18 protein-coding genes and 1 pseudogene are annotated in these 21,924 nt (G+C 64.2%); 9 read left to right on the top strand and 10 right to left on the bottom strand.

What is annotated here, in order from left to right:
• From RX329_RS15835 to RX329_RS15845, 3 genes are read left to right on the top strand one after another with little or no spacing between them, the layout of a single operon-like run.
• Nucleotides 1–552, top strand: a complete 552-nt coding sequence (locus RX329_RS15835) for an O-acetyl-ADP-ribose deacetylase (RefSeq protein ID WP_018455537.1) — start codon at nt 1–3, stop codon at nt 550–552.
• A 46-nt stretch (nt 553–598) separates the two neighbouring features.
• On the top strand, nt 599–1,885 hold the full coding sequence (locus RX329_RS15840; protein WP_166517619.1) for a serine hydrolase domain-containing protein: 1,287 nt from the start codon (nt 599–601) through the stop codon (nt 1,883–1,885).
• 1 nt (nt 1,886) lies between these two features.
• Complete coding sequence (locus RX329_RS15845) at nt 1,887–3,149, top strand: serine hydrolase domain-containing protein (protein ID WP_166517620.1); 1,263 nt, start codon at nt 1,887–1,889, stop codon at nt 3,147–3,149.
• Here the strand turns inward: RX329_RS15845 and RX329_RS15850 are convergent, their stop codons facing one another.
• The 6 genes and pseudogenes from RX329_RS15850 to murI form a co-directional block, all read right to left on the bottom strand.
• Nucleotides 3,150–4,217, bottom strand: a complete 1,068-nt coding sequence (locus RX329_RS15850; RefSeq protein ID WP_085349357.1) for a threonine aldolase family protein — start codon at nt 4,215–4,217, stop codon at nt 3,150–3,152.
• Nucleotides 4,218–4,307: 90 nt separating this feature from the next.
• The gene (gene rpsD, locus RX329_RS15855; protein ID WP_007602315.1) at nt 4,308–4,925 is read right to left on the bottom strand and encodes a 30S ribosomal protein S4; all 618 of its coding nucleotides are present in this window, start codon (nt 4,923–4,925) and stop codon (nt 4,308–4,310) included.
• A gap of 196 nt (nt 4,926–5,121) precedes the next feature.
• Nucleotides 5,122–5,889 carry an acyltransferase gene (locus tag RX329_RS15860; protein WP_085349356.1) on the bottom strand — a complete coding sequence of 256 codons (768 nt, stop codon included), beginning with the start codon at nt 5,887–5,889 and terminating at the stop codon, nt 5,122–5,124.
• Nucleotides 5,890–5,994: 105 nt separating this feature from the next.
• A complete protein-coding gene (locus RX329_RS15865; protein ID WP_018455542.1) occupies nt 5,995–6,378 on the bottom strand; it encodes a cupin domain-containing protein in 384 nt (127 codons plus the stop codon).
• A gap of 62 nt (nt 6,379–6,440) precedes the next feature.
• Nucleotides 6,441–7,213: pseudogene (locus tag RX329_RS15870) on the bottom strand (HpcH/HpaI aldolase family protein).
• A 61-nt stretch (nt 7,214–7,274) separates the two neighbouring features.
• Nucleotides 7,275–8,072: a glutamate racemase gene (murI, locus tag RX329_RS15875; protein WP_085349354.1), complete on the bottom strand. Its 798-nt coding sequence runs from the start codon at nt 8,070–8,072 to the stop codon at nt 7,275–7,277.
• Between the two features lie 173 nt (nt 8,073–8,245).
• Between murI and RX329_RS15880 the strand changes: the two genes are divergently transcribed.
• Both RX329_RS15880 and RX329_RS15885 read left to right on the top strand, forming a co-directional pair.
• Nucleotides 8,246–8,797, top strand: coding sequence for a cytochrome b (locus RX329_RS15880; protein ID WP_247409380.1), 552 nt, complete (start codon nt 8,246–8,248; stop codon nt 8,795–8,797).
• A 106-nt stretch (nt 8,798–8,903) separates the two neighbouring features.
• Nucleotides 8,904–9,545: a glutathione S-transferase family protein gene (locus RX329_RS15885; RefSeq protein WP_085349352.1), complete on the top strand. Its 642-nt coding sequence runs from the start codon at nt 8,904–8,906 to the stop codon at nt 9,543–9,545.
• Nucleotides 9,546–9,561: 16 nt separating this feature from the next.
• Here the strand turns inward: RX329_RS15885 and RX329_RS15890 are convergent, their stop codons facing one another.
• Complete coding sequence (locus tag RX329_RS15890; protein WP_018455547.1) at nt 9,562–10,368, bottom strand: Crp/Fnr family transcriptional regulator; 807 nt, start codon at nt 10,366–10,368, stop codon at nt 9,562–9,564.
• Between the two features lie 278 nt (nt 10,369–10,646).
• Nucleotides 10,647–11,738, bottom strand: coding sequence for a SecDF P1 head subdomain-containing protein (locus tag RX329_RS15895; protein ID WP_085349424.1), 1,092 nt, complete (start codon nt 11,736–11,738; stop codon nt 10,647–10,649).
• A 253-nt stretch (nt 11,739–11,991) separates the two neighbouring features.
• Here RX329_RS15895 and RX329_RS15900 point away from each other — a divergent pair, with 253 nt between their 5' ends.
• The 4 genes from RX329_RS15900 to RX329_RS15915 all read left to right on the top strand — a co-directional run bounded on the left by RX329_RS15900 (nt 11,992) and on the right by RX329_RS15915 (nt 19,216).
• A complete protein-coding gene (locus RX329_RS15900; protein ID WP_085349351.1) occupies nt 11,992–13,899 on the top strand; it encodes an acyl-CoA synthetase in 1,908 nt (635 codons plus the stop codon).
• A 165-nt stretch (nt 13,900–14,064) separates the two neighbouring features.
• Nucleotides 14,065–15,918, top strand: a complete 1,854-nt coding sequence (locus RX329_RS15905; protein WP_143273186.1) for a caspase domain-containing protein — start codon at nt 14,065–14,067, stop codon at nt 15,916–15,918.
• A gap of 39 nt (nt 15,919–15,957) precedes the next feature.
• On the top strand, nt 15,958–17,766 hold the full coding sequence (locus RX329_RS15910) for a caspase domain-containing protein (RefSeq protein WP_018455551.1): 1,809 nt from the start codon (nt 15,958–15,960) through the stop codon (nt 17,764–17,766).
• A gap of 124 nt (nt 17,767–17,890) precedes the next feature.
• A complete protein-coding gene (locus RX329_RS15915) occupies nt 17,891–19,216 on the top strand; it encodes an LVIVD repeat-containing protein (RefSeq protein ID WP_085349349.1) in 1,326 nt (441 codons plus the stop codon).
• 106 nt (nt 19,217–19,322) lie between these two features.
• Here RX329_RS15915 and RX329_RS15920 read toward each other — a convergent pair whose 3' ends face one another.
• Together RX329_RS15920 and purB are read right to left on the bottom strand one after the other, a co-directional pair.
• Nucleotides 19,323–20,495 (bottom strand): M20 aminoacylase family protein, encoded by a 1,173-nt coding sequence (locus RX329_RS15920; RefSeq protein ID WP_085349348.1) that lies wholly within the window; start codon nt 20,493–20,495, stop codon nt 19,323–19,325.
• A gap of 108 nt (nt 20,496–20,603) precedes the next feature.
• Entirely contained in the window at nt 20,604–21,911 is a 1,308-nt protein-coding gene (gene purB / locus RX329_RS15925) for an adenylosuccinate lyase (protein ID WP_317246116.1), read from the bottom strand.
• Nucleotides 21,912–21,924 lie beyond the last annotated feature (13 nt).

Here is a 21,924-nt window from a genome sequence, read left to right on the forward strand (position 1 = left end):
GTGACCCAGCTGACGCGCCGGATCGGCGGCGCGGAGCTCAAGGTCATCGTTGCTGACATCACCACGCTGAGCGTTGACGCCATCGTCAACGCGGCCAACACGTCGCTCCTGGGTGGGGGCGGCGTGGATGGCGCGATCCATCGGGCGGCCGGGCCCGAGCTTCTAGCCGCGTGCCGGAAGCTCGGAGGATGCCCGACCGGCGATGCCAAGATCACGAAGGGCTACCTTCTCCCTGCGCGTCATGTCATCCATGCAGTCGGTCCGGTCTGGCACGGCGGCACTCGCGGTGAGGCAGAGGCGCTGGGCTCCTGTTATCGCCGTGCGCTTGAGCTCTGCGGGGCCAATCAGCTGACCTCCGTGGCGTTCTCCGCGATTTCGACCGGGGTTTACGGCTTTCCAGCCGACCAGGCCGCGAAGATTGCGGTCCATGCGACCATTGAGGCCCTGCCGGCCGCGCCGTTGGTCGTCGATGTCATATTTTGCTGTTTCTCGGAAAAGAGCGCGGCTCTGCACGCGGACGCTTTGGCGCGGTACGGCGGCCCTTGTGCCTGATGACGTGGTCGGTACACTCCGCCGGGCCATGTTCCGGGGAGGGGATATGATTTCACAGTCTGGACTGCGCGCGCTTGTCTGCGCCGCGCTTGTATCGTTAGGTACGATGTCGTTCGCGCGGGCGGAGGGCACCTACGAGATTCCGGCCGGCGCGCATTTCAATCCGGACAAGCTCGCGAGGATCACCGAGTTCTTCAAGAACGAGGTCGCGACCGGCAAGATCGCAGGGGCAAACGTCCTCATCAAGCAACATGGCAAGCCCGTCTACCACGAAGTCTTCGGCTTGCAGGACGCCGTCAGCAAGGCGCCGATCACCGACAAGACGATCTTCCGCCTGTTCTCGATGAGCAAGGCGATCACTTCCGTCGTTGCAGTGAAGTTGATCGAGGAAGGTACGATCAAGCTCGACGATCCCGTCTCGAAATACATTCCCTCCTTCGCCAATGTGAAAGTCGGCGTCGAGAAGAAGGCCGAGGACGGCACCAAGTCGCTCGAGCTCGTGCCGCCCAACCGGCCGATGACGGTGCACGATTTGATGACGCACACCTCGGGCGTCACCTACGGCTTCTATGGCGACAGCCTGGTCCGCAAGGCCTATCGCGACGCCAACATCTATGCCGGCGATTTCGACCTCGCGGAGTTCGCCGAGCGCATCGCAAAACTGCCGCTGCACAACCAGCCGGGCGCGCTGTGGCAATACGGCCATTCCACCGACATCCTGGCGCGGGTCATGGAAGTCGCGGCCGGCAAGCCGCTCATCGAGATCGAACGGGAGAAGCTGCTCGACCCGCTCGGCATGGTCGACACCGGCTTCTTCGTCACCGATCCCGAGAAGCAGAAGCTGCTGGCGCAGCCGGTCCCGAACGACAGCGATTTCCGGGTCGGGCGGATCAACGATCCGACGGTCGTCAAGAAGATCCAGTTCGCCAGCGGCGGTATGGTCACGACCATGGCCGATTATGAGCGCTTTACGCAGATGCTGCTCCAGGGCGGCAATCTCGACGGCAAGACGATTCTCAAGCCCGAGACGTTCAAGCTGATGGTGACTGACCAGATCGGCCCCAAGTCGGGCGTCGATCGCGATTATTTTTATTTCCCCGGCGACGGTTTTGGTTTCGGTCTCGGACTTGCGGTGCGCACCGACCCCGGCAACGCAAAACCGCCGCCGCCCGGCGATCTCGGCGAATTGAAATGGGATGGCGCCTCCGGCTGCTATTTCGTGGTCGACCCCAAGCAGGACATGTTCTTCGTGCTGCTGGAGCAGACCCCGACCGAGCGCCAGCGCGTGCAGCGAACATTGAAGCAGCTGGTTTATGAAGCGATGGAGAATTGACATGTTCGGGCGCCGCGCATTGATCGCGGCGCTCGTCCTTCTCGCCGGCGGCATCGTTGCGAAGGCAGGTTCCGAGAGACCTGCGGTCCACACGCTCTCGCCCGCGGGGCTGGCGAAGGTTTCCGACTACATCCGCAACGAGGTGGCCACCGGCAAGATCCCCGGAGCCATCCTGCTGCTTCAGCAGCACGGCAAGCCGGTCTATTATCAGAATTTCGGCGTCCGCGACGTCGCGACCGAACTCTCGATGAGCGCGGACACGATCTTCCGCCTCTACTCGATGTCGAAGCCGGTTACCTCAGTCATGGCGATGATGCTGGTCGAGGAGGGCAAGCTGTCGCTCGACGATCCCGTCTCGAAATACATTCCGGCCTTCGCCGGCATGAAGGTCGGCATCGAGAAGAAGGCCGAGGACGGCAAAGTCGCCCTGGTGCTGGAGCCGCTGGAGCGACCCATCACGATCAAGGATCTGCTGCGCCACACCTCGGGGCTGCCTTACGGCTATTACGGCGGCGGCATGGTGCGCGAGCTCTATGCGAACGCCAATCTCTTCAACAGCGATCTGACCAACGCCGAATTCGCCGCCAAGATCGCCACGCTGCCGCTTGTCGAGCAGCCCGGCACGGTGTGGGATTACGGCTATTCCACCGACGTGCTCGGCTGCGTCGTCGAAATCATTGCGGGAAAGACGCTGCTGCAGTTCGAGAAGGAGCGGCTGCTCGATCCGCTCGGCATGACCGAGATGGCTTTCTTCGTCGCCGATCCCGCCAAATTCCCGCGCATCGCCGAGCCGATGCCGAAGGATCGCAACATCAATCCGACGACACAGGTCCGCGACATCAGGCGGCCTGCGACCTGGGAATCGGGCGGCGGCGGCATGGTCGGTACGATCGGCGACTACGCCCGCTTCGCCCAGATGCTGCTGAATGGCGGCACCTATGACGGCCGACGCTATCTCAAACCGGAGACCATTGCGCTGATGGCCTCGGATCATATCGGTCCGGAGACGAAGATCGCGCGCGACCAGAACTATTATCCGGGCGGGTCTTCCGGCTTCGGCCTCGGCTTCGCTGTGCGCACCTCGGTGCCTCCTGGAACAACGTGGCCGCTTGGCGAATATCGCTGGGACGGCGTCGGCGGCACGTTCTTCTTCATCGATCCCGAGGACGATCTGTTCGGGATCTTCATGGTGCAGACCCCGACGCAGCGCGGCCGGATTCAACTGGCGCTGAAGACGCTGATCTACCAGGCGATGGGGCGGTGATTACGCTCCGCGCACGATCTCGCGGATATATCCGATCGTCTCCTCGACCTGGCTCGCATTGACGTCGAGATGCGTGCAGGCGCGGATGCGGCCGTCCATCATCGCAAGCGTCACGCCGCGCTGGCGCAGCGCCGCGACCATCTTGTCGCCGGGAACGCCGGTACCATCGGGCTTGAAGAACACCAGGTTGGTTTCGGGCTCCTGCACCTCGATGCCTGCGATCTGCGACAGTCCGCGGGCGAGCGCGCGCGCGTTGGCGTGATCGTCGGCGAGCCGATCGACATGATGGTCGAGCGCGTAGATGCAAGCCGCCGCGCAGATTCCGGCCTGTCGCATCGAGCCGCCGAGGCGCTGCTTCCACTGCCAGACCGCATCGATGAAGGCGCGCGAGCCCGCGAGCACGCCTCCGATCGGCGCGCCCAAGCCCTTCGAAAAGTCGATCCAGGCCGAATCCCACCCCGCGGTCATGTCGCGCGGAGAGATGCCGCTCGCAACTGTGGCATTGAGCAGGCGCGCGCCGTCCATGTGGGTGACGAGGCCATGTTGTTTCGCGATCGCGACGATCTCGTCGAGCGCGGCCTTCTTCCAGACCGTACCGCCGCCGATATTGGCGGTCTGCTCGACGCTGACCACCGTCTGCGGCGGCTGGTAGCGGGTACGCGGATGCAGCGCTCTGCGAAAGGTCTCCGGCGTGAACTGGCCGTCGGGTCCCTTCAGCTGCGTGACCTGGAAGCCGCCGACCGCGGCATGCGCGCCGCCTTCACGCGCGATGATGTGGGCGCTCTCATGGGCGAGGATCTCGTCGCCGGGGCGGCAATGCACCAGCGTCGCGGTGACGTTGCACATCGTGCCTGACGGCATGTACACCGCGGCTTCCTTGCCGAGCAGCTCGGCCACGCGCTCGCACAGGGCGTTCACGGTCGGATCGTCGCCGACCTGCTCGTCGCCGACCCCCGCCCGCGCCATCGCCTCGCGCATCGCAGGTGTCGGCTTTGTCTGCGTATCCGAGAGCAGATTGATGCGCACCGGCGGCGCCTTGGGATCGATCGGGGGAGGGGTATAGAGCATGCGACGCCTCCTGAAGGTAAACGGCCACTGAAGTGTGGCTCTTTAAGCAAAAAAGGCCCCGGCGAACCGGGGCCTTTCGATATTCAGATCTTAGCGCGAATAGAATTCGACGACCAGATGCGGCTCCATCTGCACCGGGAACGGCACGTCGGAGAGGTGCGGGATGCGAATGTATTTCGCAGTCATCTTGCCATGGTCGACTTCGAGATAGTCGGGGGTGTCACGCTCGGAGAGCTGGCTGGCTTCGAGGACGTGGGCAAGCTGCTTGGATGATTCCTTGACCTCGATCACATCGCCGAGCTTGACCAGATAGCTCGAGATGTTGACCTTGCGGCCGTTCACCTTGACGTGGCCGTGGTTGATGAACTGGCGCGCGGCGAAGATCGTCGAGACGAACTTGGCGCGGTACACAACCGCGTCGAGACGGCGCTCGAGCAAGCCGATCAGGTTCTCGCCGGTGTCACCCTTGAGGCGGCTGGCCTCGACGTAGATGCTGTGGAACTGACGCTCGGAGATGTTGGCGTAATAGCCCTTCAGCTTCTGCTTGGCGCGGAGCTGCACGCCGAAGTCGGAGAGCTTGCCCTTGCGGCGTTGGCCGTGCTGGCCGGGGCCGTATTCGCGGCGGTTCACGGGGCTCTTCGGGCGGCCCCAGATGTTCTGGCCCATACGGCGATCGAGTTTGTACTTCGCCTCACTGCGCTTAGTCATCGCGTCCTCTTCAGGTACTTGGTTTGAGGAAACGCGCCCTCCTGTGTGACGGGCTAGCCCGGCACTGACAGGTCCGATCCCAAAGCTTAAGGGACAGGACCACGGGTCGCGAAACGCTTCGCGGGCCGAAATCGGCCCGCGAGCAAGCGGCTTTTAGGGGGATTTGGGGCTCGCTGTCAATGCGAATGGCCCGGAATCACGTTCCGACTGCCCGGATCGACTTCGACCCGGCCGCACGCAATTCGGCAGCGATTTCAGTGTTCAGGACCTGTTCCAGCCGGGTCAGGACGCGGGCGATCGGGGCGGCGTCGGTGACCCGATGATCCCAGCGGATCACGACATGGATGGTCTGGTCAGGCCCGACCACCCCATAGCTGACGATGAAGGGGCCGGGCGTGATCGGGTGAAGCTCGCCACCGCCATAGGCGGCCACCGAGCTCACCGCGAAGCTGCCGAACCAGTTGCCGCGCTGCCGGCCGAAATTCAGCCCGATCGCCCAGGACAGCCGCCGCAACGGCAGCGGCAGGCGGGTCGCCCGCATGATCTTGCGAAACATGGGAATTTCGTCGATCGGGGCGGTCTTTGCGTGCCGGATCTCGGCGTCGACCGCAGTCAGCGTCATGGCCTCGGGAGCCGCGATTCGCTGCGGGATCACGCATTCCTCGCCGCCCTCGATCCGGGCAATGGCCACCGACGCTACGCTCTTCGGCAGCTCGTAAAGCGACGGCCAGGGCCATTTGGCATAGACGGTACGCAGGACCGGCTCGTCCCTGGCGACGAGGGCAAAAGCCTTGACGAACATGGCCGCCCAGCCGGCTGGCGCCATCGCGCCCGCGCGGGCCTCCAGCAGGGGGCCGATATCGAGCGAACGGGAAAGCGACACGAAGGGCACGCCCATCGAGGCGTGCATGAGGTCGATAATCAGGCGACGCGGCAGCGAAATGGTCTTGGGCGTCCCGCGCATCGCTCTTTGGTTTCCCCTGATTAAAGTTTGTGCAGCGAGCGGGGTTCCCGCTCGCCGCCTGCTCTAGCACGAACCAACCCGCGTGGGACCGGTCGGTTCGCCGCATCAGGGCGCCGGCGAGGCCAGCGGCTTGGTCTTGTCGACGACGTAAACTCCAAGCACTTTCATAGCCTTGTCGCCGTGGGCTTTGGCGTCATGCACGACGCCCGCCGGGATCTGGTAGGAATCGCCGGCTTTCAGCCTCTTTTCCGGCTGCCCGTCGATGAGGAGATTGAGTTCACCTTCGAGCACGTAGCCGGTCTCGATGCCCGGATGGGTATGGCGTCCGGCCGCGCCGCCCGCCGGGACCTCCGCGATGGCCGTGATGGTGTTGTAGCCATCCGGAAACTCGACCTTCTGGAGCGGGGTGCGCTTGATGCCGGGCTGCTGGGCGAAGGCCGCAACAGCGAGGCCGGTGAAGGCGAGAGCGAGCAAAGTCTTTTTGAGCATGGTTTTTCCTCCCTGGAACGGCTGAGCCTAGCAGCGCCGCGGTTCCCGGCAAGACTCAATGGCTAGCGCTTGATCCCCTCGAACGCTGCCATGATGCCGCGCTGGAATAGCGACCAGTCGAAGCCGAGCGCGATCGCGCGGTAGCCGCGGTCGACCAGGGCGTTGGCCTGGTCCGCGGTACGGGCCACACCGCCGATCGGCACACCGCTTCTGAGGATGCCGGCCTCGGCCCGCGCCACCAGCTCCAGCAATTCCGGATCGTCCATCTGGCCGCGCTTGTTGATGGAGGTGGCGAGATCGCCGGGGCCGATCACAGCTACATCGATGCCGGGCGTGGCCATGATCTCGTCGATGCGGTTGACGGCGTCGACGTGCTCGATCGTGATCATGCAGATCATCTCGTCGTCGGCGCTGGCCATGTAGTCGGCATCGACTGGCCCCAGCGGAATGGCGCATGGAACGGACCCCAGAGCCGATCGCCGCGTGGAGGATAGCGCACGCTGCGCACCGCTTTCTCGGCCTCCGCGCTATTGGTGATCATCGGGAAATTGATGCCGAAGGCGCCGATGTCCATCGGTGCCTTCGCAAGCCATGGCTCGTTCGCCGCGATGCGCACCAGCGGCGTGCATGGGGTGCCGGTGGTGGCCGCGATCATCGCATGTGCTTCGGTCAGTCCAATCGGCCCGTGCTCGAGATCGACGATGATCCAGTCGAGAGAGCGCGCCATGATCTGCACGGTCTGCACGCTCGGGATCGTCGCGATCGCGCCGAAGGCAGGACGACCCTCGCGCCAGAGCTGGCGAAGACGGTTGAGCGGCGTGGTCGGGACGGACATGGGAAGAACCTGTAGGAAACGACGACGGCGGACCCTAGCAGCGGGGCGTCGAGGCGCAAGATCAGGCTGGAATGCGGCCGCCGAAGAACGGCGTCAGCATGGTCGAAAGGCCATGCACGCGGTTCGAGGTGAAGATCATTTCGGCGCCGGATTGCGCGATGCCACCGGTGTGCGGGCCGAGCAGATCCGAGACGCGGCGGGCGATCGCGGGCGCCGGATCAATCCAGTCGACCGGCCAGGGGGCGAGCTTTTTCAGCCGGTCGAGCAGCAGCGGGTAATGCGTGCAGGCGAGCACCACGGTGTCGGTGCGTGCGCCTGCGTCCCCGGCATCGCCCACGAAACACGGGGCGAGCTCGGCGAGGATGGCGTCGTCGCTGACGGGAGAGCCGCTGAGCTCGGATTCAGCCAGCGCGGCCAACTCGGGCGAGCCGACCAGTGTCACCTCGCAACCCTGCGCGAAATCGCGGATCAGCGCCTTGGTGTATTCGCGCTTCACGGTGCCCCTGGTGCCGAGCACCGACACGCGCCGGCTCCTCGACTGCGCGCAGGCTGGCTTGATCGCCGGCACCGTGCCGACGAAGGGCAGGGAATAAGCGGCGCGCAGATGCGATAGGACCAGCGTGGACGCCGTGTTGCAGGCGATCACGACGAGGTCAGGATCGTGCATGCCGATCAATTCCCCCATAAGCGGCACCACGCGGGCGATGATCTCGTCCTCGCTGTGGTGGCCATACGGGAAGAAGGCGTCGTCCGCGACGTAGACGTAATGCGCGTCGGAGCGCGCAGCCACGACCTCACGCAGGACCGTGAGGCCGCCAAGGCCGGAATCGAACACCAGAATCGTCGGAGAATGGGTCACGTGAACACTCTAGCCCGCCATCGTTACCATTCGGTTTTTGGGGCGGTTTTGCGGCAAGGGCACTTAGGGCTATTTTGGAGCGATTCAATTTCGCGACGGCCACATGTTCCCGGTATCAGCTGCCGTACGGCGGTGCGGATAGGGACAGGCCCGCAAAACTCCGGAGCACCGACATGATCAGAAATACCAGTCACGGCTGGGGCAGCATTTCCCGATGGCTGCACTGGAGTCTGGCGCTGATCATCATCGGCATGATCGGCTTCGGGTGGTGGATGAACCACATCCCGGCGCGTCCCGACCGCTTCTTCTACCGCTCGATCCACGCCGATATCGGCTATGTGATCCTGCTGCTCACCGTGCTGCGCCTGGTGTGGCGCCTCGTCAACCCGACGCCGATCATGCCGGCCGGGACCTCGCGCTGGCAGAAGGTCGCCGCCCATTTCAGCCACGGCGCGCTCTACCTCGCCGTCATCATCGTCACCATGCTCGGCTGGGCGCATTCCGGTGCGCACGCACCTGATTATTCGAACTTCTTCGGCCTGTTTCACGTGCCGCAATTCACGGCTCCCGACCGCGCGGCGGCTGGCGTCTATGAAGACCGCCACATCCTCTTTGCCTATGTGCTGCTCGCCTTGATCGCGATTCACGTGATCGCCGCTGTGTGGCACCATTTCATCCGCCGCGACCGCATTGTGGCGCGGATGGTGACGGACGAGGCGGGGTAGGGCGGACATGGGAGGAAGCATCGCGCCCGCGATTGCTTCGCTGCGCTCGCAATGACGGAGTAAGGTGTGGGGTCACGAAACATCCAATTGCGTCGCAGGAGGCCTCATGCTCACCGTCCATCATCTCGGCAAGTCGCAGTCCGAGCGTATCGTCTGGCTGTGCGAGGAGCTGGGGATTCCCTACGAGTTGAAGCGCTATGCGCGCGATCCCGTCACCATGCTGGCTCCGGCCGAGTACAAGGCGCTGCATCCGGCCGGCACGGCGCCGGTGATCACGGATGGCGAGCTGGTGCTCGCGGAATCCGGCGCCGTCGTCGATTACATCGTTGCAAAATATGGCAACGGCCGACTCGTGCTCGGTCCCACTGATCCCGCCTTCGCGCAGTTTCTATATTGGGTTCATTTCGCCAATGGCAGCCTGCAACCCGGTATGGGACGGATGATGATCCTGAACCGGCTCGATCTCGCCAAGGACAATCCGACCCTGCTCGCGATGAAGGGGCGTCTCGATCGGGCCTACGATCTTCTCGACGCAAGGCTTCGCGAGGCCGAATATCTTGCGGGCAGCGCCTTCACGACCGCCGACATCATGACAGTTTTCTCGCTGACCACGATGCGCTACTTCCAGCCCTATGACCTCCAGCGCTCTCCGAACGTGGTCAAATATCTCGGCCGCATCAGTGCGCGGGCGGGCTATCGGCGTGCGATGGAGAAGGGCGACCCGGGCATGGCGCTGCTCTTGGACTGAGCGGCGAGGCGGTCGCTCACGCGATCCTGTTCGTGGTGGCGGCCCTCTCTGTTGCCAGCTGCTTCTGCAGGCGCTCGATGTTTTGCAGCAGCCGCTGGCTAGTCAGCACCAGGAAGTAATAGCCGAACTGCGGGTCCTGGAAGTAGATCTCGAGCAGCCGGTCGTAGGTGATCGTCAGCACCTGGCCGTCCTCGATGCACTCGACCGTTCCGGTGCGCCGGTTGTCCGGCGTGAGGAAGCCGAGTTCGCCCATGAGCGTTCCGGGCAGGATCTCGATGTTGATCTCCTTGACCAGGAACTTGCCGGTGACGGTGAGGAACATCTCGTTAGCCGGATCGCGCAGCTTGAACAGCGTATCGCCGCGACGATATTTGCGCTCGGTCATGAACGGCTTGAGCCATTCGATCGACATGTCGCCTTCGGCTGCATGGCGCGCCTTCTTGACGAGCTTGAGCATCTGCCGCAGGCGCAAGGCGTTGATCGGTAGCAGCAGGAGATAGAGCAGGAAGGTCGACACGTTGGCGGAGAGCGCGCCGAAGACGGCGAAGAACGCGCAGCCGACCATGTTAGCGACGCGCAGCGGCACCATGGTCCGCATCAGAAGGGTAGCGACGAAGAAGCCGGCGCCGACCGCGGCGAACATATTGGCCAACGTGATGTTCTGGACGAAGATCTCCAGCATCCGATTGAAGATCGAGTCATAGGTGACGTTGTTCGGATCGAGGCCCATCTGGACCAGGATCTTCGCGATCCTGAGGTTATCCGTCGCCGCCTCGAGAATGCGGTCGAGGATCGACGAAATGTCTGTGCTGCCGGACGGCATGGTACTATCCCCGCGTAAGGCCTTCAGTCCCGGTCGGTATTCTCGACACCTATAGCCGAAATCGAACGACGACCGCTTGAATGAAGTTTTGGGCCGCCGTGCCGCAAGAGGCAAATTTTAGCCTGATCGGGCGTTTCGGCAATTGCCTGTTTGGCGGTGCATATGGCCGTGGCGCGCCCGCGATTCGGGGGCCAGTGGGTACGAGCCTCGGCGTGGTCGACCTCGGCGGCCGACCGGGCGAGGGGGACCAGGCGTGGGCGTGGGGCGATCCCCCCGCCTTAGGGCTTGGCGGGCGGCACGACCTCCTGCTCGACCAAGCCGAGGTGCCCCGGCAGTGAACCAGCGCGCAGCAGCATGGCGACGCTGTTTGCTTCCTCCAGGGTGAAATTGCCGGAGATCTGGCCCGAGCCGCCGGTGATGGGCTCGCGGATGATGGGGGCGGAGATCACCTTGCCGTCGAGCACGATGGCGAAGGGCTTTGCGATATTCTCTTCGGTGATGTGGGCAAAGCGCCGCGTGCCGCGGCCGTTGAAGCGGAACGAGGCGATCGGCTCTTTCGTGGCGCTCGCAAACCCCGGGCCCGCATAGCTGATGTCGTCGCCGTCGAGCACGCTGTCCTTGGCGACCAGATAAAGGCTCTTGTCCTTGAAGCCGGGCAGGACTTCCGTGCCTGCCGGTGGCGTGCCGGATTGCGCCTGCTCCGGCGGCACCGAGAGGTCGATCAGGCGGAAGCCGACCTTGACCCTGCGGGCGAAGACCGCGGTGACGCGCTCGGGCTCCATCACACCGGGCAGGAAGATGCGGATGCGGTCGGTCCCATCGGGCTGGACGCTGGCCAGCTGGACGCCGGCCTCCTTCAGACGCTGCTCGATCATGGCGATGGCATCTTCGACGAGTTCGTGCAACCGCGCGGCGGATGCCGCATTGGTCGGCACGAGCCTGACCAGTCCGCCGCCGTCGGTCACGGCGAGTGCATGCGACGGCAATCCTTCCGCGGCCGACGCGAGCTTGCGCGCGAGTTGCTCGCGGCCCTTGACGTCGGCAATCTTCAACTCGACGCCGCCGTCGCGGATCGCAAGACCGGAGAAGGCGATCTTGCCCTCGCGCAGGTTCTTGTAGACGTCGTCGCGCAAATCCGTGACTACGCTCTCGCGCAGGCCATCGGTGTCCACCTTGTAGACGATGCGTGACCCGCCGAGCTTCTCCATCTTGTCGCCGATGAAGGCCGAGATCTTGGCGCGCATCTTGTCGAGCTGGCCGTCCTCGGCGAGTGCCGCGCGGGGCAGGGCGATCACCGATGTCATGATCCCCGCTGTCACGGCGAGCGCGATGAACAGCCGGGTAGCGCAATCCCGCGGGGGCGTAGTCATGATCACCTCAGTCTTGCGGCAGGGCGCTGGCGAGGACGCCGGCATGTGAGTCCTATGCCAGTTCTTGGTCCCCGGATCGGGCGCGCAGGTTCAAAAGCCTCTCACCACAGCCCGAGGCCGTTAGGTCATGGACGAACGCCAAATCATCCATCATTCTGCCCGTGCTCGGCCGGCCCATCGGTCGAGGCCACGCCAAACCAAAATGTCAAAAGACAGGGGGCGCGGACATGCATCTGAGGGAGGACGGAATTCCATGGCGGGCATCCACGCGCTCGATCGGCTCATCGGCAGCGACTATCCGGACCTGGCGACGGACGCCGAGGTTCGAGCCTTCGAGCAGGTCCCTTACGCCGATCGCGTCGCGGCCGACAGCACCTATGACGCCATCAGGCTGGGTGCGGTCCGCAACCCCAACGGGCCGGCGATCCAGTTCCTGCAAAATGCCGATCCCGCCGACACGCCGGTCGTGGTCACGTACCGCGACTTCATCGCGCGCGTCACGCAGGCCGCCAACATGCTTCACGTGCTGGGCGTGGAGAAGGGCGACGTCGTCAGCTTCATGCTGCCGCTGGTGCCGGACGCCTTTGTAACGCTGTTCGGCGCGGAAGCCGCCGGCATCGCCAATCCCGTCAATCCGCTCCTGGAGCCGCACCAGATCGCGGAGATCCTCGAGGCCGCGAATACGAAAATCCTGGTGGCGCTCGGGCCGATGCCGGGCACCGACATCTGGCAGAAAGTCGAGCAGATCAGGCCGCAACTCAAGCAGCTCAAGGCGATCGTGCAGGTGTTCGGTGCTGGCGATCCGGCGAGAGGAATCTTTGCCTTCAACGACCTCATCAAGCCGCAGCCTTCGGACCGCCTTATCAGCGGACGCAAGATTCTCGGCAGCGACATCGCCGCCTATTTCCACACCGGCGGCACCACCGGCACGCCAAAGCTGGTGCGGCACACGCATGCCAACCAGGTCTATCAGGCCTGGGCGCTCAATCTGCTGCTGAAGTCGAAGCCGGGCGCCAACATGCTGTTCGGCATGCCGCTGTTTCACGTCGGGGGCTCCTTGACGCAGGTGCTGACGACGCTGTCGGCTGGCGGTTCGCTGGTCGTGCTGTCGCCGAGCGGATGGCGCAACCCGAGTGCGGTGAAGAACATCTGGCAACTGGTCGAGCGCTTCAAGCCGGAGGCGCTGTCGAGCGTCCCCACGGTACTCGCCGCGACGCTCGCGGTACCGCCTGGCAATGCGGACATCTCCAGCCTGAAATATGCAGCCGGTGGGGGCTCCGCGATCCCGGTCGCGGTGGGGTCTGCGATCCAGGACAAGCTCAAGCTGCCGGTCGTCGAGGTCTACGGCATGACCGAGACCTCGAGCGTGCACACGCTGGCCTATCGGTCGCGGCCGATCCGGCTCGGTTCGGTCGGCCTTCCCATGCCTTACGCGCGGGTCCGCATCGTCCAGCTCGATGCCGAGGGCAAGCTGATCCGCGACTGCGCGCCGGATGAGATCGGCGTCGTCATCATGGCCGGGCCCGGCGTGTTCGGCGGCTATCTCAACGACGAGCACAACAAGGGTGCCTTCGTCGACGAGGTCTGGGTCAATTCCGGCGATCTTGGCCGGCTCGATGCCGACGGCTATCTATGGATCACCGGCCGCGCCAAGGATCTCGTGATCCGCGGGGGCCACAACATCGATCCGGCGCCGATCGAGGAGATCATGTTCCGGCATGCCGCCGTCGGCTTTGCCGCCGTGGTCGGCCAACCCGACGCCTATGCCGGCGAGCTGCCGGTCGGTTACGTGCAGCTGAAGCCGGGCGCGACTGTCGAGCCGGGCGAGCTGGAGACATGGGTGCGCGAGCGTACGCCGGAGCGCGCCGCCGTTCCCGTACAGGTCATCCCGATCGATCCGATGCCGGTGACGGGCGTCGGCAAAGTGTTCAAGCCGCAGCTGCGCTGGGACGCAGCCCAGCGCGTGTTCACGAAGGTGCTGACGCCGCTCACTGAGCGCGGCATCGACTGCAGGGTCAGGGTCGGCGCCCACGGCAGCCACGGTTCGATCGCCACCGTGACGCTCGCGGGCCTGCCGGCGGATCAGCGCGAGGCGGTTGCGAGCGAGGTGCACGCACTGCTTGCACCGTTCGTGATGCGCCACGAGGTGGTGCAAATGTAACGGGCTCAACAGACGGCTTTGGCGTCAGCTCCAGAGCAGGGCGACGCTTCGCCGCATCATCCATACCCCGATAGAGCCCCTTATGTGACAAGTATCACATAGGAAGAATTGGTAATTAAGCCATGGTCCGAATAGTCTCGTGGAATTGCATCCGGGGGGACGCAAGTGATTCCGTTTCGGATATTTGTTTTGTTGATTTTGGCCATTGGCCTCGCCTGCGGACCAGCCCATGCGGACCGGCGGGTGGCGCTTGTCATCGGCAATTCCGCCTACAAGAGCGCGCCCAAGCTCGGCAATCCCGTCAACGATGCCACTCTGGTCGGCGGCATGTTCAAGAAGGCGGGCTTTGATTCCGTCGATGTCAGGCTGGATCTCAGCGCCAGCGAGATGCGGCGCATGTTGCGCGAGTTCGCCGGCAGGACCCGCGATGCCGATATGGCGGTGATCTATTACGCCGGCCACGGCATCGAGCTGGAAGGCACCAACTATCTCATTCCGATCGACGCGACGCTGGAGACGGATGGCGACGTACTCGACGAGACCATCCCGGTGGAGCGCGCGCTGTTCGCGGTAGAGCCGGCCAAACAGCTGCGCCTGATCATCCTGGATGCCTGCCGCGACAATCCGTTTTCCAAGACCATGAAGCGAACGCTGGCTTCGCGCGCGATCGGACGCGGACTCGCCAAGGTCGAGCCGACCAGCCCCAATACCATGATCGCCTTCGCGGCAAAGGCCGGTTCGACTGCGTCCGACGGCGATTCGAGGAACAGCCCGTTCGCCACCGCGCTGGTCGAGCACTTGCCCAAGCCGGGCCTAGATTTGCGCAAGGCGTTCGGATTCGTGCGCGACGACGTGCTGAGGAGCACCGGGAACAAGCAGGAGCCCTTCGTGTATGGCTCGCTGGGCGGCGATGACGTGCCGTTGGTTTCTGCCAAGCCGGCTGCAACCGGTCCGCAGGCAAATCCGCAGGATTCGATTCGCAGGGATTACGAGCTCGCGCTGCAGCTTGCCACGCGCGACGGTTGGGAAGCCTTCCTGGCGCAATATCCCGAAGGCTTCTATGCCAATCTGGCCAAGGGCCAGATGAACAAGATCGCTGCTGAAGAGACGCGCGCGTCGGCCGAGCAAAAAGCGAACGCGGCCGAGCAGCAGAAGGCAAGGCTCATTGCCGAACGCGCCCAGAAGGCCGAGCAGGACAAGGCGGCCGCGGCTGCCAAGGCCGCCGAAGAGGCCCGGGTCGCGGCGGAGAAGCAGAAGCAGATCGAGCAGGCAAGGGCGGACGCGGCCGAGCACCAGCGCAAACTGGCTGAGGCTGCCGCGGCAAAAGCACAAGCCGAGAAGCAGGCAGCGGAGAAGGCCAGGGCCGAGCTTGCCGCCAAGCAGGCCGCCGAGAAGGCGGAGCAGGCGGTAAAACCGGCGGCCGATCGGCAGATGCCTGAGGTCGAGCAGAAAGTTGCAGCCCTTGCGCCGGCGCCGGCATCCACATTGTCGGTGGCTGATCTGACGAAATCACTCCAGAGCGAACTGCGCCGCGTCGGCTGCCTGTCCGTCACTGCGGACGGCGACTGGAATTCAGCTTCGCAGCGCTCGCTGGCGCTGTTCAACAAATACGCCGGTACTCAGTTCGATGCCAAGCTCGCCAGCGCCGACGCGCTCGATGCCCTGAAAGCCAAGCCGGGACGCGTCTGCCCGCTCATTTGCAGTTTCGGCTCCAAGGCCGACGGCGATCAATGCGTGAAGATTACCTGCCGCGCCGGCTATCGCGTCGGTGATGACAACGAGTGCGAAAAGATTCAGGAGAAGAAGCCGGTCGCCACGCGTGAGGATTCGCGGAGGCGGGATACGGACCGGAAGGCAAGCGAATCTTCGCCGTCCAGGCCTGAGGCGAGTGGACAGATTATTTGCAGCTCGACGGGATGTCGCCCGGTGCAAAAGGGATGTCGGCTTGTCAGCGGGACGATCCCCGGCAGGGTTAGTTCGAATACAGCCACAGGCGGCAACTTCGAGGTCTGCAATTAGGGTGTCACAGGCAATCGCCCGTAAAAGGCTCGGCGTTTCATGATCGTCTTGCGATCTCTTTCACTGTTGATTTTCGGTCTTTGGCTGGGGTGCGGATCGGCCCAGGCCGACAAGCGCGTTGCGCTCGTCATTGGCAATTCCGCTTACAAGAACGCACCGCGGCTTGCGAACCCGGTGAATGACGCCGGGCTCGTGGGCAGCATGTTCAGGAACGCAGGCTTCGATACGGTCGAGGTCAGGCTGGATCTCAACGCCAGCGAAATGCGGCGATCGTTGCGCGAGTTCGCGGCCAGGACGCGCGATGCCGACATGGCAGTCATCTACTATGCGGGCCATGGCATCGAGCTGGACGGCAGCAACTATCTCGTTCCGACCGATGCGATGCTGGAAACTGACGGTGACGTCCTCGACGAGACGGTCGCGCTGGATCGCGCGCTGTACGCGGTCGAACCGGCCAAACAACTCCGTCTCGTCATCCTCGATGCGTGCCGCGACAACCCATTCGCCAAGACGATGAAGCGCACCCTGGCCTCGCGCGCGATTGGTGGCGGACTTGCCAAGGTCGAGCCGACCAGTCCGAACACGATGATCGCCTTTGCGGCCAAGGCGGGATCGACGGCGTCGGATGGCGACTCCCGCAACAGCCCGTTCGCGGTCGCGCTGACCGATCATCTCCCGAAGCCCGGGCTCGACTTGCGCAAGGCATTCGGGTTTGTCCGTGACGACGTCTTGAAGAAGACCGGCAACAAGCAGGAGCCGTATGTCTATGGCTCCCTGGGCGGCAGCGACGTGCCGCTGGTGCCGCTGAGGCCAGTCGCCGCAGCAGGTCCGCAGGCGAACCCGCAGGACAGTGTGCGCAAGGACTACGAGCTGGCGCTTCAGGCCGGCCTGCGCGAAGCCTGGGAAGCATTCCTCCAGACCTATCCGGACGGCTTTTACGCCAACCTCGCTCGTGTGCAGTTGAAGAAGATTGCCGCCGAGGAGGATCGCACGGTGGCGACCGAGAAGGCGCGTCTGGCCGAACAGGAGAAGGCGAGGCTCGCGACCGAACGAGCCCAGAAGGCCGAGCAGGAGAAAGCCGCCGCAGCTGCCAAAGCCGCGGAAGAGGCGAGGATCGCGGCCGAGAAAGCCAAGCAGATCGAGCAGGCCAAGGCGGAGGCGGCCGAACGAGATCGCAAGGCGGCGGAAGCTGCCGCGGCCAAGTCGCTCGCGGAGAAGCGGGCGCTCGAGAAAGCGGCGACGGAGGCCGCAACGAAGCAGGCAGCGGACAAGCAGGCGGCTGATGCCGAAAGCAGGAAGGTCGCCGCGCTGTCGCCGCCGCCAAGCTCCCCGCCGCCCGGCGATCTCGCGAAATCCGTTCAGAGCGAGCTGCGCCGCGTCGGCTGTCTTTCGGCCGCCGCTGACGGCGATTGGAACGCCGCATCGCAACGCTCGCTGACGCTGTTCAACAAATATGCCGGCACCCAACTCGACGCGAAGCTTGCAAGCGTCGACGCGCTCGATGCGCTGAAGGCGAAACCAGGACGCGTCTGTCCGCTCGTATGCAATTTCGGCTTCAAGGCCGACGGCGATCAATGCGCGAAGATCACCTGCCGCGCCGGCTATCACGTCGGCGATGACAATGAATGCGAGAAGGTGCCGGAGAAGAAGCCGGTGGTCACGCGCGAGGATTCGAAGAGGCGCGACCAGGACCGCAAGGAGGCGGAGTCCGCGGCTCCGAAGTCGCAGTCCTCTGGGCAGATGATCTGCAACAACGCCGGCTGCAGACCGGTCGCAAAGGGCTGTCACCTCGGGCCGGTGCCCAATGCGAACGCCAGCGCCAAGATCACCGGCGAGGTCTGCAACTGAGGGCCAGGCAGCGGTGATGTCCGGCCGGACCAGACACGTCTGCGGTTGAGGTGAGGGCAGGCGACACGAGGCTTGCGTGCCCCGCCGCAAGCGAGCATCATTCCCAAAAAAATGGGGAAAACCGATGCTTGAGCTCTCGCGCCGCAGTCACCTTCAGCAATTGTCGGCCGTGCTCGGATCCGCCGCGCTGCCTGGGTGGTCGAGATGCGCTAGGGCTTCGGAGGCAGACATTCCCCCCGAGGGCATCGGCAAGGGCATCAAGCACATCTCCTACAGCGACATCGGCGGACGGCCCGACAGCGTGCAGGTGATGTTCAACCGGCAGCATGTCTATGTCGGACATATGTTCAGCGACGGCGTGACGGTCCTGGACGCATCCGATCCGCGTGCGCTGAAGCCGGTCAATTTCTTCACCGCGGGACAATACACTCGCACCCACCATTTACAGGTGGCGGAAGACCTGCTGCTGCTTGCAAACGGCGCCAACATCGTCGCGATGCAGTCCTACGACAATATGCGCGGCTATTTCGAGAACACGCTGGTCGACAGCATCACCAAGGCCAAGAAATTCCGCTGTGGGCTGTCGATCCACGACATATCGAAACCGAACGAGATGCGCGAAATCGCATTCCTCGAAATGCCCGGCTTCGGCATCAATCGGCTGTGGTGGCCGGGCGGCCGCTATGCCTATGTATCGGCGCATCTCGACGGGTTCACCGACCACATCCTTTGCGTGGTCGATCTCAAGACCATCACCAAGCCGGAGATCGTCGCGAAATGGTGGCTGCCGGGCATGAACCGTGCGGCCGGCGAGCCGGCAAAGCCGAAGGGCAAGCGCTTTGCGCTCCATCACATGATCACGGCGGGTGATCGCGGCTATGCTGCCTGGCGCGATGGCGGCTTCACCATTCACGACATCAGCGATCCCGTGAATCCAAAGCTGCTGTCCCACATCAACTGGTCGCCGCCCTTCGCCGGCGGGACGCATACGCCGCTGCCGCTGCCCAAGCGACAGCTCGCAATCGTCGCCGACGAAGCGAACGCGGACAATTGCGCCAAGGGGCTGTTCCATACATTCGTTCTCGACGTGCGCGCGCCGGCAAATCCGGTGCCGATCGCGACCCTGCCCACCCCGCGCGACCGCGATTTCTGCACGAACGGCACCTTCGGTCCGCATAATCTGCACGAGAACCGCCCGGGCTCGTTCCAGAGCGAGGAGACGATCTTCGCAACCTACAACAATGCCGGCGTCAGGGTGTTCGACGTCAGGGACGCCTTCGCACCGAAGGAGATCGCGTATTGGGTGCCGCCGACACCGAAAAAGCTCATCGATCCGCGCCCGAACGTCGCGCTCGCGGCCAAAACCTGCGACGCCTATGTCCGGCCTGACGGGCTGATGTTCGTCTCCGACTGGAACGCCGGCATGCACGTGCTGCAATATCAGGGATGAGCGGTGTTGTAGGGTGGGCAAAGGCGCGAAGCGCCGTGCCCACCATTTGCAGCGGAGAAGTTTGTGGTGGGCACGCTTTCGCTTTGCCCACTCTGCGAGACCTGCACTACCCCGCCGGCATCCGCGTCTCCACCAACCGCGCCCAGAACGATGCGCCGTGGCCCAAAATGTTGTCGTTGAAGACGTAGGCCGGGTGGTGGCACTCGTTGCCGTCGCCCATGCCGACCAGGATCATCGCGCCGGGGCGCGCTTCCAGCATGAAGGAGAAGTCTTCGGCGCCCATCATGGGAATGAACTTGTCGTTGACGCGCTCGGCACCGACGATGTCGCGGGCGACGTCGGCGGCAAGGCCGGCCTCGCGCGCATGGTTCATCGTCACCGGATACATCCGCGTGTATTTGGTCTCCGCCGAGCCGCCATAGGCGCGCGCGATGCTCTCGGCGACTTCGCCGATGCGGCGCTCGACGAGATCGCGCACTTCAGGGTCGAGCGTGCGCACGGTGCCGCCGAGCTCGGCGACCTCGGGGATGATGTTGAAGGCCGTGCCGGAGTGGAATTGCGTGATCGAGATGACGGCTGATTTGAGCGGGTCGACGTTGCGGGACACGATCGACTGCAGCGCGTTGACGATCTGAGCGCCGATCAGCACGCTGTCGATGGACTTGTGCGGACCCGCGCCGGCATGGCCGCCCTTGCCGTGCACCGTGATCTGGATGTTGTCGGAGGAGGCGAGCATCGCGCCGGGTGTGGTCGCGAAATGGCCTTCGGGCAGGCCCGGCATGTTGTGCATGCCATAGACCTCCTGGATATTCCAACGCGTCATCAGCCCGTCCTCGACCATGGCTTTGCCGCCGCCGCCGCCTTCTTCCGCGGGCTGAAAGATCACCACGGCCGTGCCGTCGAAATTGCGCGTCTCGGCGAGGTATTTGGCGGCGCCGAGCAGCATCGCGGTGTGGCCGTCATGGCCGCAAGCGTGCATCTTGCCGGGGACCTTGGAGGCATAGGGTACGCCCGACGTCTCCATGATCGGCAGCGCATCCATGTCGGCGCGCAGGCCAATGGTCTTGCCCGAGGCGGACTTGCGGCCGCGGATCACGCCGACGACGCCGGTGCGGCCGATGCCCGTCACCACCTCGTCGCAGCCGAACTCGCGCAAGCGGTCGGCGACGATGCCGGCGGTGCGGTGGACGTCGTATTGCAGCTCCGGATTCTCGTGGAAGTCATGGCGCCAGGCGGCCATTTCGTCGGAGAGGGCGGCAACGCGGTTGACGATGGGCATGAGGGAGGTCCGCCTTGATTTGTAGCCCGGATGAGCGAAGCGAAATCCGGGATTTTTTGTGGGAAAAGTCCCGGGTGTCGCTGCGCTCACCCGGGCTACGAATGACGCTCAGCTTTCGCCGAACACGCGCTTGAAGATCGTGTCGACGTGCTTGAAGTGATAGCCGAGGTCGAACTGCTCGTCGATTTCGGCGTCGGTGAGATACTTCTTCACTTCAGCGTCCTTCTTCAGGAGCTGGAGGAAGTCGCCCTCGCCGCGCCAGACCGGCATGGCGTTGCGCTGCACGAGCTTGTAGGCGTCCTCGCGGCTTGCGCCCTTCTGCGTCAGCGCCAGCAGAACGCGCTGCGAATGCACGAGGCCGCCGAGGCGGTCGAGGTTCTTCTGCATGTTGGCGGGGTACACCAGCAGCTTGTCGATCAGGCCGGCGAGGCGGACCAGCGCGAAGTCCAGCGTCACGGTCGCGTCGGGGCCCATCATGCGTTCGGCAGAGGAGTGCGAGATATCGCGCTCGTGCCAGAGCACGACGTTCTCCAGCGCCGGGGTCACATAGGCGCGCACCATGCGCGACAGCCCGGTGAGGTTTTCCGAGAGCACCGGATTGCGCTTGTGCGGCATCGCGGACGAACCCTTCTGCCCTTCGGAGAAGAACTCCTCGGCTTCCAGCACTTCGGTGCGCTGCATTTGGCGGATCTCCACCGCGAAACGCTCGACCGAGGAAGCGATCACACCGAGCGTCGAGAAATACATCGCGTGGCGGTCGCGGGGGATGACCTGCGTCGAGATCGGCTCGGGGACGAGGCCCATGGCATTGGCAACATGCTGTTCGACGCGCGGGTCGATCTGGGCAAAAGTGCCGACCGCACCAGAGATGGCGCAGGTGGCGACTTCCTTCCGCGCCGCGATCAGGCGCTCCCTGGCGCGCGAGAATTCGGCATAGGCATAAGCGAGCTTGAGGCCGAAGGTCACGGGTTCGGCATGGATGCCGTGGCTGCGGCCGATGGTCGGCGTCATCTTGTGCTCGAGGGCGCGCTTCTTCAGCGCCGCCAGCACCTTGTCGAGGTCGGCGAGCAGCAGGTCAGCGGCGCGGGTGAGCTGGACGTTGAGGCAGGTGTCGAGCACGTCGGAGGAGGTCATGCCCTGATGCACGAAGCGCGCTTCGGGGCCGACGATCTCGGCGAGGTGGGTGAGGAAGGCGATGACGTCGTGCTTGGTCTCGCGCTCGATCTCGTCGATGCGGGCGACGTCGAAAGTGGCGTCCTTGGCCTTGCCCCAGACCGTTTTGGCGGCCTCCTTGGGAATCGTGCCGAGCTCGGCAAGGGCGTCCGCCGCATGCGCCTCGATCTCAAACCAGATCTTGAACCGGGTCTGCGGCTCCCAGATCGAGGCCATTTCCGGGCGGGTATAGCGGGGGATCATTGGACTGCTCCAG

It is taken from the genome of Bradyrhizobium sp. BWC-3-1, from assembly GCF_032917965.1.
Lineage (GTDB): Bacteria > Pseudomonadota > Alphaproteobacteria > Rhizobiales > Xanthobacteraceae > Bradyrhizobium > Bradyrhizobium canariense_D.